Raw genomic sequence first — 16868 nt, 5'->3', positions numbered from 1 at the left:
GGCTTGTAAGCTCTGATTCATTTCGAATACCCTGAATTCCGTGACCGAACGGTTTCACATTCGAGCGAATCGGGCAAAATGTCAATACTTGATAAGAAAACGAAAGCAAATGATGCCCTCGCGGAGCTGCGTGCACGCTCGCTGGCGGAGCAGCAGGCCGTGGGCTATGCCGACACCTTGCGCGAGATTCTTCAGCAGCCGGCGACCTGGCGCGGCACCGCCGCCCTGTTGCGCGAGCCGGCGGTGCGCGAACGCATCGCACAGGCGCTGACGCCGCAGCCCGGTTCGATCGTGCTGACCGGTTCGGGCAGCTCCATGTATATCGGCGAATGCCTGGCGCCCACGTTGCAGGCGGGGCTCGGCATTCCCGCGCAGGCGATCGCCGCCGGCACCTTGCTCACGCATTGGCGCAGCGTGCTGCCGCCGGGGCCGGGCCTGCTGATTTCGCTGGCACGCTCCGGCGACAGCCCGGAAAGCGGTGGCGTGGTGGATCGCGTGTTGGCCGACCGGCCGGACTGGCGTCATCTGGTCATCACCTGCAACGCCAACGGCAAGCTCGCCACGCGTTACAACCATGACCCGCGCGTCAGCGTGGTGGTGCTGGACGAACGCACCAACGACCGCAGCCTGGTGATGACCAGCAGCTTCACCAATCTGTTGCTGGCGGGCAGTGGTCTGTTGCTTGGCACACAGGATGAACTTGCTGAAGAAGCCGTATCGCGCCTGGCGTCGACGGTGGAAGCGGTGTTCGCGCATCAGGCTGATGCGCTGGCCGAACTGGCCTCTCGCGATATTGAGTCGGCGGTGTATCTCGGCAGCGGCGGCGCCATCGGCGCGGCGCGCGAGGTGGCGCTGAAGATGCTGGAGATGACTGGCGGCAAGGTCATCACCATGGCCGAGACTTTCCTTGGGTTGCGCCACGGGCCGATGTCGAGCGTCCGTCCTTCCACGCTGATCGTGGCGCTGCTTTCACCTGATCCGGCGGTGCGCGGTTATGAACTTGATCTGTTGCGCGAGCTGTCGCGCAAGCAATTGGGCATGGCGACCTTGCTGGTGGGTGAGAACCTGCCCGCCGACGTGATCGCGCAGGGTGACGTGGCGATCGATCTGCACGGCCTCGGCTATGACGGCGAGCTGCCTTCGCATCTGGCCGGCGTGGTCGTCGGGCAATTGCTGGCGATGTTCCGCTGTCTGCAACTGGGCGATCGCCCGGACACACCCTCGCAAGGCGTGCTCACCCGCGTAGTGCAGGACTTCACCCTGCACGGGACGGACGCGTGACAGCCGGTGGCCCCGTAAAGCCTGATCTGATCAGGCAAGACCTGATCAGGCGCGTGCTGGTCGTGGGCGAGATCAATGCCGATCTTGTGCTCAAGGGCCTGCACGCCGCGCCCGCGCCGGGCAAGGAAGTGCTGGCCGACGATTTCCTGATGACGCCGGGCAGCTCATCCATGATCTGCGCGATGGGGCTGGCGCGGCTGGGTAATCCGGTGGCGTTCCACGGCAAGCTGGGTCTCGACGCCTGGGGCGAGTATTGCCTCGGTGCGTTGCGCGACGCAGGCATCGACGTGACTTCGCTGCGGCCCGATGCCGCGCTGCGTACCGGCGTGACGGTATCGCTTTCCACGCCGAGCGACCGCTCGCTGGTGACCTTCGCCGGCGCCATCGCAGCACTGCGCGCGGATGAAGTGAGCGCCGGGTTGCTGGCGAAAGCCGAACACCTGCACGTGTCGTCTTACTACTTGCAGCAAGCGTTGCGCCCCGGCTGTCGCGAGCTGTTTGCGCGAGCGCATGCGGCGGGGCTCAGCACCTCGCTCGATCCGGGTTTCGATCCGGCGCGGCAGTGGGGCTCCGATCTGGGCGATACGCTGCACGAGGTCGATCTGTTCCTTCCCAACGAGGAGGAGCTGAAAGCGATCACCGGATACCACGATGTGCGCGACGCGCTGATCGCGCTCGACAACGGCCGCACGCGCACCGTGGTCAAGCGCGGCCGCCTCGGCTGCGCCACCTTGCACGAAGGCGATCTGCTCGAAGTGCCAGCCTATGTCGTCGATGCAGTAGACAGTACTGGCGCAGGTGATTCCTTCGATGCTGGCTTTCTGCATGCCTGGCTGCGCGAGATGCCGTTGCGCGACTGCATGCGCTGGGGCAGCGCCTGCGGCAGTCTTTCCACGCGCGGCATCGGCGGCACCACGCGGCAGGCTGATGCGGAAGAAGCGCGTGCGCTTGTGGCGAAGGCGCCATGATCACGGTGGGCGGATTCAATACGGCGATCGACCGGCTGATCCGGGTCGATGCCTTGCGTTGTGGCGAGATCAACCGCGCGCTGGATGAGCAGGTTTATCCTGGCGGCAAGGGGCTGCACGTCGCGCAGACCATCGCCGCGCTGGGCGAACGCGTGCAGTTGGTGGGCCTGGTCGACGCGGCGCATCGCAATCTGATCGCACAGCATCTGAGCAAGCGCGGCACGTTGTTCCATGGGGTCGAGATCGGCGCCAGCATCCGCACTTGCCTGGCCGTGCAGGATGCCTCCGGCAGGATCACCGAAGTGCTCGGCCAGGGGCCGCAGCTCAGCGCGGCGCAACGCGACGATCTGCTGCTGACCTTCCGGCGCTGCATCGACGAAAGCGATCTGCTGGTCCTTTCCGGCAGTCTGCCGCGCGGCATGGCGGAGACCACCTATGCCGAACTCGTTGCTCAGGTGCATGCCATGGGCAAGCGCTGCATGGTCGATGCCAGCGGCAAGGTGATGCGGCATGCGTGGCAGGCGCAGCCGTTCCTGGTCAAGCCGAATCGCGACGAAATCACCGAGCTGCTGGGACGTCCCGTCGACGATCTTGCGGCCGCCGCCGATGCCGCGCTCGAACTGTTCTCGCGCGGCGTGACCATGCCCGTGGTGAGCATGGGGGCGATGGGCGCTATCGCTGTCGATGCCAGCGGCGTCTGGCATGCCTCGATTGAATTGACGGACATCCGCAACACGGTCGGCTCGGGCGATTGCCTGCTGGCTGGCTTGGCGGTGGGCACAGTGCGCGGCATGAAGCTGGAGCAGACGCTGCGTCTGGGCGTGGCCTGTGGCGCTGCCAATGCGGCCGCCGAGGAAACCGGCTACGTCGAGCGAAAGATTGTGGAGCGCTTGCTTCCCCAGGTGCGGGTACAGCGCCTGGCGGACGCGGTGAAACGGAGTTCGGCGGAATCGATGTGAGCAGGCGGCCGCTTTCCGGGAGGAAGCGGCCGTTTGCGTAGGAGGTTTCAAAGCAACAAAAGCAGGTTCGTGGAGAGGTGGAGCTTCCACGGGCAACCAACAACGACTGCACCGGACGGGGAGCAACCAGGTGTCCGCGCAGTCCGCTAGCGAACCACGGGAGAGGGTAGTCATGCGTGCAAAGAAAAGCGGTGGCTGTACGTTCGATGGCAGGAGAAAGCGCCTGCTCGCGTCATCCATCAGCAAGTCGGTGATGGCCATGCAGTTGGCGTGGGGATTGGGTGGTCTCGCGTTCGCAGGCATGGCTATCGCGCAGGTCGACACCTCCGCGCCAGCTGACGCTGCCGCGAAAACAGCGAAAAAGCAGGATAAGGACGCCGCCCCTGAAAAGGCCGTGCGTCTGCAGCAGGTCACCGTCACCGGATCGAATATCCGCAGCGTCGATGTAGCCGATGCGCAGCCGGTCATCACGATCGATCGCGTCGCCATCGAGCGCCAGGGCTTCGCGACGGTCGGCCAGATCCTGCAGAACGTTTCCGCCGCTGCCACGCCCGACCTCAGCATGTCGGCACCCGGCGACCTCGGCCCCAACCAGGGCGGCCAGTTCATCAACCTGCGTGGCCTCGGCGCGCCGCGCACGCTGGTGCTGGTGGACGGCCAGCGCATCGGTGCCGCGCACGGCGGCTACACCAACGTCAACGTGATCCCGGCCTCGATCATCGATCACATCGACGTGCTCGCCAACGGCGCGTCGGCGATCTACGGCTCCGACGCGATCGCGGGCGTGATCAACATCATCACCCGCAAGAACTACAACGGCGCCGAGGTCAACACCTACAACGGCATCTACTCGCCGCACGGCGACGGCATGCAGAGCCAGTACGACTTCACCTTCGGCAAGAGCACCGACAAGTGGGGCGTGGTGTTCAGCGCCTCGTACCAGGACCAGCGCCCTGTATGGACCAGCTCGCGCGATTTCTCCAGCTACCCGTGGACCGATCGCCATCCGTACTACGGCCGCACCTATGTCGGCCTGCAGCCGATCATCAGCAACGCAACCTTTCCGGATGGCAGTCATCACGGGGTGGTGCTGAACCAGGGCGGCAATCCGTTCAATCTCAGCGACTACCACCGGGTCAAGCCGCGCGTCTTCAATGACGGCGGCGACGTAGGCAGCCTCGCCGATGCCGGCGACTACACCTACAACAACCTGAGCGGCCACCAGAACATGCTGCGCACGGCCGATACGACGAAGAACCTGTATCTGGATGCGCACTACAACATCACATCGAACATCACCGCGCATTTCAATGCCGGCTACAACATCGACCATGAGAAGGCGACCGCAGGCACCAGCACCATGTACAGCGGCATGGGCGGGCATGACGACTTCCCGTCGCTGCTGTCGGCCGACAGCTACTACAACCCGTACAACCAGCCGGGAATGACGCCGCAGGACGTGAAGTTCTACCGCAAGCTCGCCGGCATCACCTTCAACAGCTACAACAATCCCAAGAACTATCGCTACAGCGCCGGGCTGGAAGGCAACTTCAGCGTGGGCGATCACCTGTTCAACTGGGACGTCAATTACTACGACAGCAAGATCACCGGCGTTAACACGCGTACGGGTTACTTCAACCTTCCGCATGCGCGCGACGGACTGGGGCCGTCGTTCAAGGACACTGATGGCGTCGTCCGTTGCGGTACGCCGGGCAACGTGATCGCCGGCTGCGTGCCAGTGAATGCGCTGGGCGCGCTGACGCCGGAGATGCTGCAGTACCTGCTGGTCAACAGTGTCGAGCACTACGGCAGTGAGGAGAAGGCGGCCACGGCCGATTTCGGCGGCAACCTGTTCGCCTTGCCCGGCGGCGATTTCAGTTTCGCCACCGGCGTGCAGCATCGCACGGTATCCGGCTACGACCGTCCTGACGCGTTCGCGGCGGCTGGCTATTCCACCGATGGCGCGGTGGGTCCAAATAAGGGCAGCTACTTCTTGAACGAGGCGTACGCCGAGGTCAATGCGCCATTGCTGAAAGACCTGCCGGCGATCAAGAGCCTTTCGCTGGATGCCGCGATCCGCTATTCGAACTACAGCAACTTCGGCAGCACCACCAACAGCTCGTTCAAGCTGACCTGGCAGCCGATCGAAGATCTGCTGGTGCGTGCAAGCTATGGCACCGGCTTCCGCGCGCCGACGGTCAACGACCTCTATCAGGGGCGTTATAACGCGGGCGGCTTCACCGATCCCTGCGATGCTGTCTACGGGCCGGCCGGATACGGGTATAGCGACACCGTAGCGCAACGCTGTCTGACCGGCTTCGGCGGACTGCCCGGCGTGGGTGCCAATTTCCGCCAGGTCGATCTCACCGGCCAGCCGGTGACGCAGGCCGGTGCGGCGGGCATCACGGAGAGCTTCAATGGTGGCAATCCGCATCTCAAACCGGAGACCTCCTACAACGGGCAGGTAGGCCTGGTGTATAGCCCGTCGTGGTTGCAGGGCTTCAACGTCTCGCTCGATTACTGGCGCTACAACATCCGCAACCTGATCACCGGCATCACCAATGACCAGGTGCTGGCGAACTGCTACCAGTTCGGTATCGAGTCGGCTTGCGGACAGTTTCAGCGGCAGGCCGGATCGAACCAGATCATCAATCTGCTGAATCTGGAAACCAATGCGGGCTGGCAGAAGACGGCCGGTTACGACTTCTCGTTTGCCTATGCCTTGCCCAAGTACTCATTCGGCCAGTTCAAGCTGGGCCTGACGGGCACCTACGTCGATAGTTACGACATGCTGCCGACGCTTGGCTCGGCGGTGGTCCATGGCGCGGGCATCGCCTCGTCGCAGACGGCGATGTCGGTGTGGCGCCTGCGCGGCAACTTCACCATCGACTGGTCGTGGCACGACTTCGGCGCCAACTGGACGATGCGCTACTTCTCGCCGCTGAAGGCGCCGTGCGCATTCCCGCCGCCGGATACGCGTTCCGCGTTCCCGTGCAGCTTGCCGGACTACTTCGCACCGGGCACGGGTCCGCAGCCGATGACACAGATCGCCTCGGTCACCTTCAACGATGCGCAGGTGTACTGGAAGGCGCCGTGGAACGGCACGTTCTCGCTCGGTGCCAACAACGTCTTCAATCGCAAGGGTCCCTACGTCTACGGCGGTTATGCGGGCAGCGACACGCCTTACAACTACAACGCCTCGTACGACATCGGCCGCTACGTGTACGTGCGCTATCAGCAGAAGTTCTGACGCGCTCCATCGGGAGGGGCGCAGCAACGAGGTTGCGCTCCCTCCCTTTCCATTCGCTCGCGGCGGTGTATGGCCGCCGCGGGGACTTCGAACAAGGGTGAGGTTTCAGGCATGTCATGGATTTCACGTTCTACCCGATGCACCGCTGACACAACGCCGCCGCGTGGTCGCTATGCCGCACAGCGCAAGCTGCTGGTGGCCATGCTGGCAGCCGGCATGGTCAGTCTGTTGAATGCCGCGCCAAGCGAGCACGCAGCCACGTTTTCCAAGCAGGGCGATACGCAGCAGTTCGGCAACGCGAGCATCGCCGCGACATGGAAGCTGGCCGGCGGCAAGCTCGGCGACATGGTGGTGACGGACGGGCTGAACCATCAAGAGTTCGCAGTGAGCGCGCCGTTCGTACTGACCATGGCGGATGGCAGCAAGCTGGCCTCCGGCGATCTGCGTGTGCTGTCCGCGCCGAAGCAGGTGAAGCTGCCGGTCGATCCGAAGGCGTCGCGCATGGCGGAGCGTCTTCCCGGCAGCGCGGTGCAGGCAAGTTTCGGCGACGAGGCCGGCCGCTTCCGCATCGACTGGCAGTGGGTGCAGCGCGAGGGCTCGGACTATCTGCGCGAAATCGTAACCATCACCGCGCTGAAGCAGGACGAGGCGATCAAGCAGGTCAGCCTGCTGCAGTCCAAGGCCGCGGATGCGGAAGTGGTGGGCACGGTGGCGGGTTCGCCGGTGGTGGCCGGGCGCGACTACTTCGGTTTCGAGCATCCACTGTCGAGCAGCGAGGTGCACGGTACCCAGGTGCGTCTGTGGATTGACCGTGAGCTGCCGCTACGCAAAGGGCAATCGGTGACCTATTCGGCGGTGGTCGGCGCCACGCACGACGATCAGTTGCGGCGCGACTTCGCCCACTACCTGGAGCGTGAGCGGGCGCGACCCTATCAGCCGTTCCTGCACTACAACTCGTGGTACGACATCGGCTACTTCACGCCCTATACCGAGGCGCAGGCGCTGGACCGCATCCACACCTTCGGTGAGGAGTTGAGCGTCAAGCGCAAGGTGAAGCTGGATTCGTTCCTGTTCGACGACGGCTGGGACGACCGCAGCGGAAGCTGGCATTTCAGCAAGGACTTCCCGCGCGGCTTCCTGCCGTTGCGCGACGCGGCGGCCAAGTACGACGCAGCGCCGGGCATGTGGTTATCGCCGTGGGGCGGCTACGGTCCGCCGGCCAAGGAGCGTGCCGAGAATGGCGCCAAGGCAGGCTACGAGATCATCGATCGCGGTCTCGCACTGTCGGGCCCGAAGTATTACCAGCGTTTCCATGACGCGGTGATGGAGCTGGTGCACAAGGACGGCATCAATCAGTTCAAGTTCGACGGCACCGGCAATGCCAACAAGGTATTCCCGGGCAGCGTGTTCGACAGCGACTTCGGTGCCGCAATCCAGTTGATCGAGGATATCCGCGCGGCCAAGCCGGATCTGTTTATCAATCTCACCACCGGCACCACCGCGTCGCCGTTCTGGCTGCGCTACGCCGATTCGATCTGGCGCGACGGCGAAGACGACGAGCTGACCGGCGTGGGCAGCAAGCGTGAACGCTGGATCACTTACCGCGATCGCGAGACGTACCACAACATCGTGGTGAAGGGACCGCTGTTCCCGCTCAACTCGCTGATGCTCCACGGCATCATCTACGCGAAGGAGAACCACAAGCTCAATACCGATCCGGGCCACGACTTTGCCAACGAAGTGCGTTCGTACTTCGCCACCGGCACGCAGCTGCAGGAGCTGTACATCACGCCGTCGCTGCTTAGCACGCAGGACTGGGACACGCTGGCCGAGGCCGCGCGCTGGTCGCGCGTCAATGCCGAGGTGCTGCGCGATACGCACTGGATCGGCGGCGATCCGGGCCGGCTGGATGTCTACGGTTGGGCGGCGTGGTCGCCGAAGAAGTCGATCGTCACCTTCCGCAACCCGAGTGCGCAGGCGCAGACCGCAGTGATCGACCTGCAGCGCCAGCTTGAGCTGCCGGCGGATGCCGCACGGCGTTTCAGCGTGCGCGATGTGTGGAAGAGCGGTGGTGATCCGTTGCCGCAGCGATTGGATGCCGAGCACGCCAGCACGGTGCAGCTTGCGCCGTTCGAAGTGCTGACCCTGGAGCTGACACCGGAAAGCTGAGTCATATCGCCTGCCGGCCGCCACGCGGCCGGCAGGCGCCGACATGTCCTGGGGAGGAATGATGTCCGCACACGATCAGACAAGACGCCAGCTGCTGAAAGCCGCAGCACTGCTGCCGCTGGCTGCCACCTGCGGCGGCCTGGCGCGCGCGGCGGGGCGGCTGTCACCCGGCTCGTCGGTGCCGGTGCGGTTTGCCGTGCGGTTGGAGCGTCCCGGGCGCGTCGTCAGCGACACGCTGACGGGACTGAGTTACGAGACGGGGCAACTGGCCGATCCCGCGTTCTTCTCGGCCGACAACCACGCGCTGGTGCAGTTGTTTCGTGCGTTGAGCCCCCATGGCGTACTGCGCATCGGCGGCAACACCAGTGATTACACCGTGTGGAGCGAGCATCGCGGCGAGCTGCCTGTGCAGCGCACCCATAAGGGCGGGCCGCAACAGCCGGTGGTGCTTCGGCCCGAGGCATTGCATGCGTTGGCCGGCTTTCTTCGCGCTACCGGCTGGAACCTGGTGTTCGGCGTCAATCTGAAGATCGGTGTGCCGGCGATGGCGGCGGAGCTGTCGAAGGCCGTGAAGCAGATCGTGGGCGACGATCTGCTGGCGATCCAGATCGGCAACGAGGCGAACAACTACGAGTCGGACTACGCCGCTTTCGATGCCGCCTGGGCGCCCTATGCCACGGCGATCCGCGAGACCGATGTACCGATCGCGGGTCCTGATACCGGCGCGAACACCGACTGGGTGATCGAATACGCGAACCGGCACGGCGCGGACAACGTCTTTCTCAGCCGCCACTACTACCGCGAGGCGGCGCCAAAAGGTTCGATCCCGGATCTGCTCGGCGGCGATGCCGAATTCTGCGCGGAGATCGAACAGGTCATGCAGGCGGCCGACGCACATCATTTGCCGTTCCGGCTGACGGAAGCGAACTCCTATTACCTCGGTGGCCGCGATGGCGTGAGCAACGCATTCGCGTCGGCGTTGTGGGGCGCGGATTTCATGCTCGCCATGGCACAGCGCGGTGTGGCCGGCATCCATTTTCATGGTGGCACGCTGGAGTCCGTGGAGGCCTCGCTGGGACGCAGTGCGGACACGGCGGCCGCTGCCAGCGACCTTTCCGCGCGGCGCGATGCCGTCACGTCGCGCTACTCGGCGATTGCCGGCAATGTCGAGTTGGGCTTTCAGCCGCGTCCGCTGTTCTACGGCATGTCGCTGGCGCAACAGTTCGCCGGCGCACGCATGTTGCACGGCCAGCTCGATGCCGGTAGCGCCAATCTCACGGCGTATGCCGCACAGCGCGATGACGCGCTGCTGATAGCGCTAATCAACAAGGACGCCGCGCACGATGCCTCGGTATCGCTAGCCGGCCTCAATGGTTATCGCAAGGGTCGCCTGATGCGTTTGCGCGCGCCCGCGCTGGAGAGCCGGCATGACGTGGTTTTCGAAAGTGATGCCGATGCCGGCAGCGCCGTCGTCGTGGATACGCACGGTCTTTGCCATGTGGAGCTGCCGCGTGGCAGCGCCGCATGGATTCGTTTGCTTCGTTCGGTCTGAAGGGCTCGTCAGGGATGTTGTGGCCTGCCGGCATGCGCCGGCGCGAGTGGGAGGAAAGGGTTACGCACGACGGGTGAGCTGGTTATCCAAATGATGGGGAGAGAGTGAGCATGAGCAACAAACACGCAATGATGTGCAGGAGCAGACTGAGTCTGCTGATCGCGATGGTACTGGCCAGCGGTGGCGCCTACGCGCAGTCCACCACCGGTACCATCGTGGGGCAGGTGCCCGCCGGTATGGGGGACACCGTTACGGTACAGAGCGACAACGGCCTTCAGCGCGACGTGCAGGTGGACAGTCGTGGGCGCTATGCGGCGAGCCAGTTGCCGCTGGGCAATTACACCGTGACTCTGAAGCACAATGGCCAGGCCGTGCAGACGCGCGACAACGTTGCGTTGCGCGTCGGTGTGACGACGGATGTGTCGTTTGCCGAAGCTGCGGCCAAGAACCTTGACGGTGTGAAGGTCACTGCCAATGCGCTGCCGGCCATTGATGTGACCAGTGTGGACTCGCGCACGGTGATCACCGCCGAGCAGCTGGCCAAGTTACCCCTGGGCTTTTCGGCGGAAGCGATTGCGCGCCTGGCACCGGGTGCAGTGAACAACGCTGGCGGCTTCACCAGCGCCACGGGCGGTTCGCTGGTGAGCTTCGGCGGCTCGGGTGCCAACGAGAACGCGTACTACATCAACGGCTTCAACACGACCGATCCGTTGAAGTCGGAGGGCGGCCTGACCTTGCCCTACGGTTCGATCGATCAGCAGGAAGCCTATACCGGCGGCTATAGCGCGCAGTACGGCCGTTCCGACGGCGGCGTGCTCAACATGGTCGGCAAGCGCGGCAGCAACGAGTGGCATTTCGGCGGCATGGCGAGCTGGGAGCCGGCATCGCTGCGTTCCTCGGCGAATAACTGGTACTACCAGAACGGCCAGCCGAATCCGCCGCTGGCGACGGGCACGCTGTATTCGCCGCGCAGCAAGAACGAATACTGGATCACCACCTACGACGCCTATGTCGGCGGTCCGCTGATCAAGGACAAGCTGTTCTTCTTCGCTTCAGCCGAGATGGCCAAGCAGCAGGGCAGTTCGGTGGGCAACGTGACCAGCAGCGCGCCCTATCAGAAGTACACCTATCACATGCCCAAGTGGTATGCGAAGGTGGACTGGAACATCAACGATAGGAACATCCTCGAACTGACCGGTGCTTCCAACAAGCGCTCCTACGGAGCCGACCTGTACCGTTACAACTTCCAGCAGCTCGCGCCCGGCCGTTTCGTGAGCCATGCGGACGGCACCAAGAACGGTGGCGACCTGTGGAGCGCCAAGTACACCGGCTATCTCACCGACAGCCTCACCTTGACGGCGTTGTACGGAAAGATGCGTACCACTGCGTTCCAGCAGCCGGTGGGCTACAACCCGAACCTTGCCTACGTGAGCGGCATTACGTCCCAGAACCCGGCCATCACCGGCGGCCAGCCCCTCTTCAATAGCCAGAACACCACGTCGCTGTACGATCCCGGCCGCGGCAACGCCACCAGCAATCTGCGGATAAGCCTGGAATACAAACTGGGTGACCACACGCTGACGGCCGGTATCGACAACCTGACGGCGCAGGCGCTGAAGCAGGGCAGGGTCACGTCAGGTCCGGGTTACAGCTGGACCTATGGTCACTCCGATCATCCCACCAATCCGGTCGACCCCGGCCTCGGCGTAGGCGCTCCCGCGGATTTCCCGAACGGCGCCACGGGCTACTACGTGATGAAGAACGTCAACAGCCAGTTGGCGAATGTCAGAACGGTGGAGCACGCGCAGTACATCGAGGACAACTGGCAGGTAAACGACAAGCTGCTGTTGTCGCTGGGCCTGCGCAACGACCAGTTCACCAATTACAACGCCAACTCGCAGCCGTACATCAAGCAGACCGCACAGTGGGCGCCGCGCCTTGGTTTCGCCTGGGACGTCAATGGCGATTCCAGCTTCAAGGTGTTCGGCAACGTCGGTCGCTACTACCTCGCTTCGCCGCTGGAGCCGGCGCTGAGCGCGGCGGGCGCACAGACCAGCACCACGCAGTACTTCACCTATAGCGGCATCAACCCGGACGGCACGCCGAGCGGGCTCACCACGATGTCGCCGCCGGTGTCAGCCAACAACAACTTCGGCATTCTGCCTGATCCGAAAACGGTGACGGCCAAGAACCTGAAGTCGATGTATCAGGATGAGTACATCCTGGGCTTCTCCAAGACGCTGGGCCACGACTGGCTGTATGGCGCCAAGGCCACCCGCCGCGTCCTGCGCAGCGCCATCGACGATTTCTGCGACGTGGATCTGATCACGCAGAAGGCGCAGGCACTGGGCTACAACGTCAGTTCGCTCAACAGCTGTTATCTGATCAACGCAGGTCGTGCGAACACCTTTATCGTGTTGGACGATAAAGGTCAGCATCATGAGGTGCCGCTCAGCCGCGGGGAACTCAACTTCCCGCCGATGAAGCGCAAGTACTACGAGCTGGAGGCGTTCCTGGAGCATCCGTTCGACGGCAAGTGGTACGGCAAGCTCGACTACGTGTTCTCGCGCAGCTATGGCAACACCGAAGGCTGGACCCAGTCCAACGTGCAGTCGGATGGACCCAGCGAATCGGCCGACTGGGATAACGCGCCGATCATGGCTTACAGCAACGGTGATCAGGGCAACGATCACCGGCATCAGATCAAGCTGTGGGGCTTCTACCAGATCACCCCGGAGTGGCTGGTGTCCGGCAACTTCTCGTTGATCTCGGGCGCTCCAAAGGTCTGTCTGGGTCTGTTCCCGGGCGACAACCCCGATCCGGCCGGTTACGGTTCGTCGTATCACTTCTGCAATGGCGTGCCGGTAACACCGGGCAGCATCGGGCGCCTGCCCTGGCAGCGACAGGTGGACTTGGGCGTGAAGTACACGCCGATGTTCGCCGCGCAGCGGCTCGGCCTGCACCTGGATGTGTTCAACGCGTTCAACAGCCAGCCGGTGGTCAACATCACCCCCAGCCTGTATGCGAAGCCGGATGGCACGTTGAATCCGCTGTACGGTACACCCAGGGTCATGCAGGCGCCGCGCTATGTGCGTTTCTCGGTGACCTACGACTACTGAGTGAACGGCATCCGTCCTCGGGATCATGCCCCGGGGACGGATGCCGCATCGTTGTCAGGGAGGTAAAGAATGAAAGACTGGTTGTTGCGCGCGGCGATAGTGCTGGGTGTGGTTCTGCCTCTGGGAGTGGCGGCGGGGCAGGGAGCCGCTGCGGTGCGGGCCAAGCCGGCGGCGGTCGCGGACGACGACGCCAACGCGCCATACAAAACGTTCGACACGACGCCCGCCATCACCATGGGGCCGTTGCTGCTCGATATGTCGGATACGTCGGTGGTGATCGAGTGGATGACCGATGCGCCCAGCGATGCCAGGGTGAGCTACGGCGAAGGCACGATCGAACACGAGGTAGTGCCGCAGGTGGACGGACTGGTGCCGGTAGGCACCGTGCATCGGGTGGTTGTCCGTGGGTTGTTGCCGGGGCACAGCTATCAGTACCGGGTTTCGTCGAGGCGGGTGGTGGCGTTGAAGCCTTATTGGCCCGATCGCGGGCAGACGGTCGAGAGTCCCATCCATAGCTTCACCACTTTCGATACCGCGAAGCAGGCGGCGAGCTTTGCGGTGATGACGGATACGCACGAAGACGTAGTGCGCATCCATGCGTTGATGAATCTGGTGCGGCGGAAGCCGGTGGATTTTGTCGTGCATACCGGCGACAGCCTCAACTATGGCGTCAGCGAGAATCAGCTGAAGGACAAGTTCATGGACCCGATGGCGACGGGTTTGCAGGGACACATGCCACTGCTGTACGTAAGGGGAAATCACGAATACCGCGGCGAGTTTGCCCGCTCGCTGGGAGACTATCTGCACTCGCAGAGTGGCAAGTACTACTACACGCGCGATCAGGGGCCGCTGCATCTGGTGGTGGTCGACACCGGCGAGGACAAGCCCGATGCAACGAATGTCTATGCCGGGCTGAACAATTTGCGCGACTACCGGCAGGAAGAATTCGCCTGGCTCCAGCAGACGTTTGCCGACGAAACGAGGACGCGCACGGCGCCCTTCACCGTGGTGCTTGGGCATGATCCTGAGTGGGGCTGGCTGGATGGCCACAATGAGGCATGGATGCAGCTTGCGAACCGCGCCAAAGTGGACTTGTTTATCGCTGGCCATCTGCATCGCCTCGAGCGCTTCGCGCCGGGAAGCCACGGCAATGACTTCCCCATTCTCGCGCTGGGTCAGGATCAGATCGCCCAGGTGGAAGCCAGCGAGCACGAGTTGAAAGTGACGGTGGTGGATCGCGCCGGCCGCACGCTCGATACCTTCTCGATCCAGCGGAAGAGCAAGTAGTCTCTCGTGATGTCGCGAGAGCGGGGTGGGTGGGGATATGAAATTCGCCAGTGTCGATATTCGTCGCACACGCGCATGCATGGGTGTGCTTGCTCTGTGCCTGTCGCTGTTCTCTTGCGCAGCTCTTGCCGGTTCCGCGGCAGCATTCGATACCGCGCCAGCGCGCGCAGCGTTGAAGCGTCTGCTGCTACGGCACCAGGCGCAGATCGAACTGGTGGTGCTGGACGCAGGTGGTGCCGAGCGTTTCGAGGTCGGTGGCACGCCAGGCCATATCAAGGTGGCCGGCACCTCGCCGGCGGTGTTGCTTGCCGGCGTGGAGGCGTATCTCGAGCGCGTGCCCAAGGTGAGCATCGGCTGGCCGGGCGACAGTCTGGATCGTCTGCCAAAGACCCTTCCGGCTCCGCCGCAAGCGTTCGACAGTCGTGCCGTGGTGCCGGACCGCTTTGCCTTGAACGACGTCGACGATGGCTACTCCGATGCCTATCTCGACTGGCCGGGTTGGGAGCGCAAGATCGATCTGCTGGTGCTGCGTGGAATCAATGAAGTGTTCATGCCGGTGGGCTCGGAAGAGGTCTACCGGCGTACTTTTCGCGAGTTCGGCTACAGCGACGAAGCGCTGCGGGCCTGGATTCCGGCGCCTGCGCATCAGCCCTGGTGGCTGCTGCAGAACATGTCGGCGTTTGGTGGGCCGGTGTCGGCGCGCCAGTTCGAACAGCGCACGGAGCTGGGGCAGAAGATCGTTGCGCGACTGCGCGAGCTGGGCATGACGCCGGTGTTCCCGGGGTACTTCGGTACCGTACCGCCGCAACTGGCGGTGCACTATCCCGGAACCAGGCTGGTGCCGCAGGGTGCGTGGGTCGGCTTTCAGCGGCCGGACTGGCTCGATCCGCGCGAGCCCTTGTTTGCACGGATTGCGGCAGCGTTCTACCGGCATCAGCGTGAGCTGTTCGGCGACAGCGCCATGTTCAAGATGGATCTGCTGCATGAAGGTGGCCGGGCCGGTGATGTGCCGGTGGGCGATGCGGCGCGCGGCGTGATGGCGGCCTTGCAGACGGCGCATCCCGGTGCGCGCTGGGTGATGCTGGGCTGGCAGCACAATCCACCGAAGGCGGTGGTCGAGGCGGTGGATCGCGACAAGCTGCTGGTGGTCGACGGATTGTCGGATCGCTACGACGGCATGGATCGCGAGAAGGATTGGCCGGGCGTGCCGTATGCCTTCGGCACCATTCCCAACTTCGGCGGGCATACCACGCTGGGCGCGAATACCACGGTGTGGGTGGAGCGCTTTGCGGCAGCGCGTGCCAAGCCGGGCAACAAGCTGCGCGGCATCGCCTATATGCCCGAAGGGAGCGGCACCGATCCTGCCGCGTATGCGTTGTTTACCGCGCTGGCATGGCAGTCCGACGCGATCGATCTGGGCCACTGGTGGAAGGACTATGCGACGAGCCGCTACGGTGGTGCCGATACGCACGCGGCAGAGGCGTGGCGGATACTCGGCGATACGGCATTCGCGATGCCATCCAGCGAGTGGTCGGAGGCACAGGACAGTTTGTTCGGCGCGAGGCCGGATCTGCAGGCGCGCAGTGCGGCCACGTGGTCGCCGACGGCGATGCGCTATGACGCTGGGCGTTTCGAGGGCGCTGTTTGCGCCTTGTTGCAAGTGGCGCCCGAGCTGCGCGAGACATCAGCTTATCGCTACGACCTGGTCGATGTGACGCGACAGGCTGTCAGCAATCGCGCGCGGCTTCGGCTGCCGCAGATCAAGGCAGCCTACGAGGCCAAGAATGTATCGGCCTTCCGCGAGCTGACCGCGCAGTGGATGGGCGATATGGAAACGCTCGATCGGTTGCTGGCCAGCGATCCGCATTTTCTGCTGGGGCGCTGGCTGGTCCATGCGAAAGCTTCAGCGGGAAGCGACGCGGAGCGCGCGCAGCTCGAGTACGACCAGCGCTCGATCCTTGCCAGTTGGGGCGATCGTTCCGGCGCGGACGGCGGTGGTCTGCACGACTATGCCAATCGCGAATGGTCCGGCCTGGTTGGCGGTTTGTACGCTGGGCGGTGGCGGCGCTATTTCGCGTCGCTGGAGCAATCGCTGGCCGGGCAAGCTCCGGCACCGATCGACTGGTTCGCGCTGGAGCAGGTCTGGGCGCGATCCCGTGAGGCGCTGGCCACTGAGCCGCAAGGCGATACGTGGCAACTTGCTCACAAAGCGGCGCATCGGCTGGGCATCTGTGCCGGCGGTGACGTACTCTCGAAGATCCCGCATCCCTGATCCTGTTTCGA

Annotated in this window: 9 protein-coding genes; all 9 read left to right on the top strand. The window is 63.9% G+C overall.

What is annotated here, in order from left to right:
• The first annotated feature begins 78 nt into the window (after positions 1-78).
• On the top strand, positions 79-1281 hold the full coding sequence (locus ISS97_RS11300; RefSeq protein ID WP_379986588.1) for an SIS domain-containing protein: 1203 nt from the start codon (positions 79-81) through the stop codon (positions 1279-1281).
• A complete protein-coding gene (locus ISS97_RS11295; protein WP_379986589.1) occupies positions 1278-2249 on the top strand; it encodes a carbohydrate kinase family protein in 972 nt (323 codons plus the stop codon). Before ISS97_RS11300 ends, ISS97_RS11295 begins: the two co-directional genes overlap by 4 nt.
• Positions 2246-3208: a 1-phosphofructokinase family hexose kinase gene (locus ISS97_RS11290; protein ID WP_379986590.1), complete on the top strand. Its 963-nt coding sequence runs from the start codon at positions 2246-2248 to the stop codon at positions 3206-3208. The genes ISS97_RS11295 and ISS97_RS11290 overlap by 4 nt, the downstream gene beginning before the upstream one ends.
• Positions 3209-3380: 172 nt before the next feature.
• Complete coding sequence (locus ISS97_RS11285) at positions 3381-6458, top strand: TonB-dependent receptor plug domain-containing protein (RefSeq protein WP_379986591.1); 3078 nt, start codon at positions 3381-3383, stop codon at positions 6456-6458.
• Positions 6459-6569: 111 nt separating this feature from the next.
• A complete protein-coding gene (locus ISS97_RS11280; protein ID WP_379986592.1) occupies positions 6570-8627 on the top strand; it encodes an alpha-galactosidase in 2058 nt (685 codons plus the stop codon).
• Positions 8628-8688: 61 nt separating this feature from the next.
• Complete coding sequence (locus tag ISS97_RS11275; RefSeq protein ID WP_379986593.1) at positions 8689-10179, top strand: hypothetical protein; 1491 nt, start codon at positions 8689-8691, stop codon at positions 10177-10179.
• Positions 10180-10289: 110 nt separating this feature from the next.
• Positions 10290-13298 (top strand): TonB-dependent receptor, encoded by a 3009-nt coding sequence (locus ISS97_RS11270; protein ID WP_379986594.1) that lies wholly within the window; start codon positions 10290-10292, stop codon positions 13296-13298.
• 69 nt (positions 13299-13367) lie between these two features.
• Complete coding sequence (locus ISS97_RS11265) at positions 13368-14585, top strand: metallophosphoesterase (protein ID WP_379986595.1); 1218 nt, start codon at positions 13368-13370, stop codon at positions 14583-14585.
• 37 nt (positions 14586-14622) lie between these two features.
• Positions 14623-16857 carry an alpha-N-acetylglucosaminidase gene (locus ISS97_RS11260; protein ID WP_379986596.1) on the top strand — a complete coding sequence of 745 codons (2235 nt, stop codon included), beginning with the start codon at positions 14623-14625 and terminating at the stop codon, positions 16855-16857.
• Positions 16858-16868: the final 11 nt, after the last annotated feature.

Origin of the sequence: Dyella koreensis (assembly GCF_044904565.1) — a bacterium.
In the GTDB taxonomy this organism is placed as follows: Bacteria; Pseudomonadota; Gammaproteobacteria; order Xanthomonadales; family Rhodanobacteraceae; genus Dyella_D; species Dyella_D koreensis.
The sequence above is the reverse complement of the archived record's forward strand: the minus strand, read 5'-3'. Positions and strand labels throughout refer to the sequence as shown.

Excerpts from the sequence above, each read along its gene's own strand:
- ISS97_RS11300 (WP_379986588.1), top strand. The coding sequence starts at position 79 with ATGTCAATACTTGATAAGAAAACGAAAGCAAATGATGCCCTCGCGGAG.
- ISS97_RS11290 (WP_379986590.1), top strand. The coding sequence starts at position 2,246 with ATGATCACGGTGGGCGGATTCAATACGGCGATCGACCGGCTGATCCGG.
- ISS97_RS11285 (WP_379986591.1), top strand. The coding sequence starts at position 3,381 with ATGCGTGCAAAGAAAAGCGGTGGCTGTACGTTCGATGGCAGGAGAAAG.
- ISS97_RS11280 (WP_379986592.1), top strand. The coding sequence starts at position 6,570 with ATGTCATGGATTTCACGTTCTACCCGATGCACCGCTGACACAACGCCG.
- ISS97_RS11275 (WP_379986593.1), top strand. The coding sequence starts at position 8,689 with ATGTCCGCACACGATCAGACAAGACGCCAGCTGCTGAAAGCCGCAGCA.
- ISS97_RS11270 (WP_379986594.1), top strand. The coding sequence starts at position 10,290 with ATGAGCAACAAACACGCAATGATGTGCAGGAGCAGACTGAGTCTGCTG.
- ISS97_RS11265 (WP_379986595.1), top strand. The coding sequence starts at position 13,368 with ATGAAAGACTGGTTGTTGCGCGCGGCGATAGTGCTGGGTGTGGTTCTG.
- ISS97_RS11260 (WP_379986596.1), top strand. The coding sequence starts at position 14,623 with ATGAAATTCGCCAGTGTCGATATTCGTCGCACACGCGCATGCATGGGT.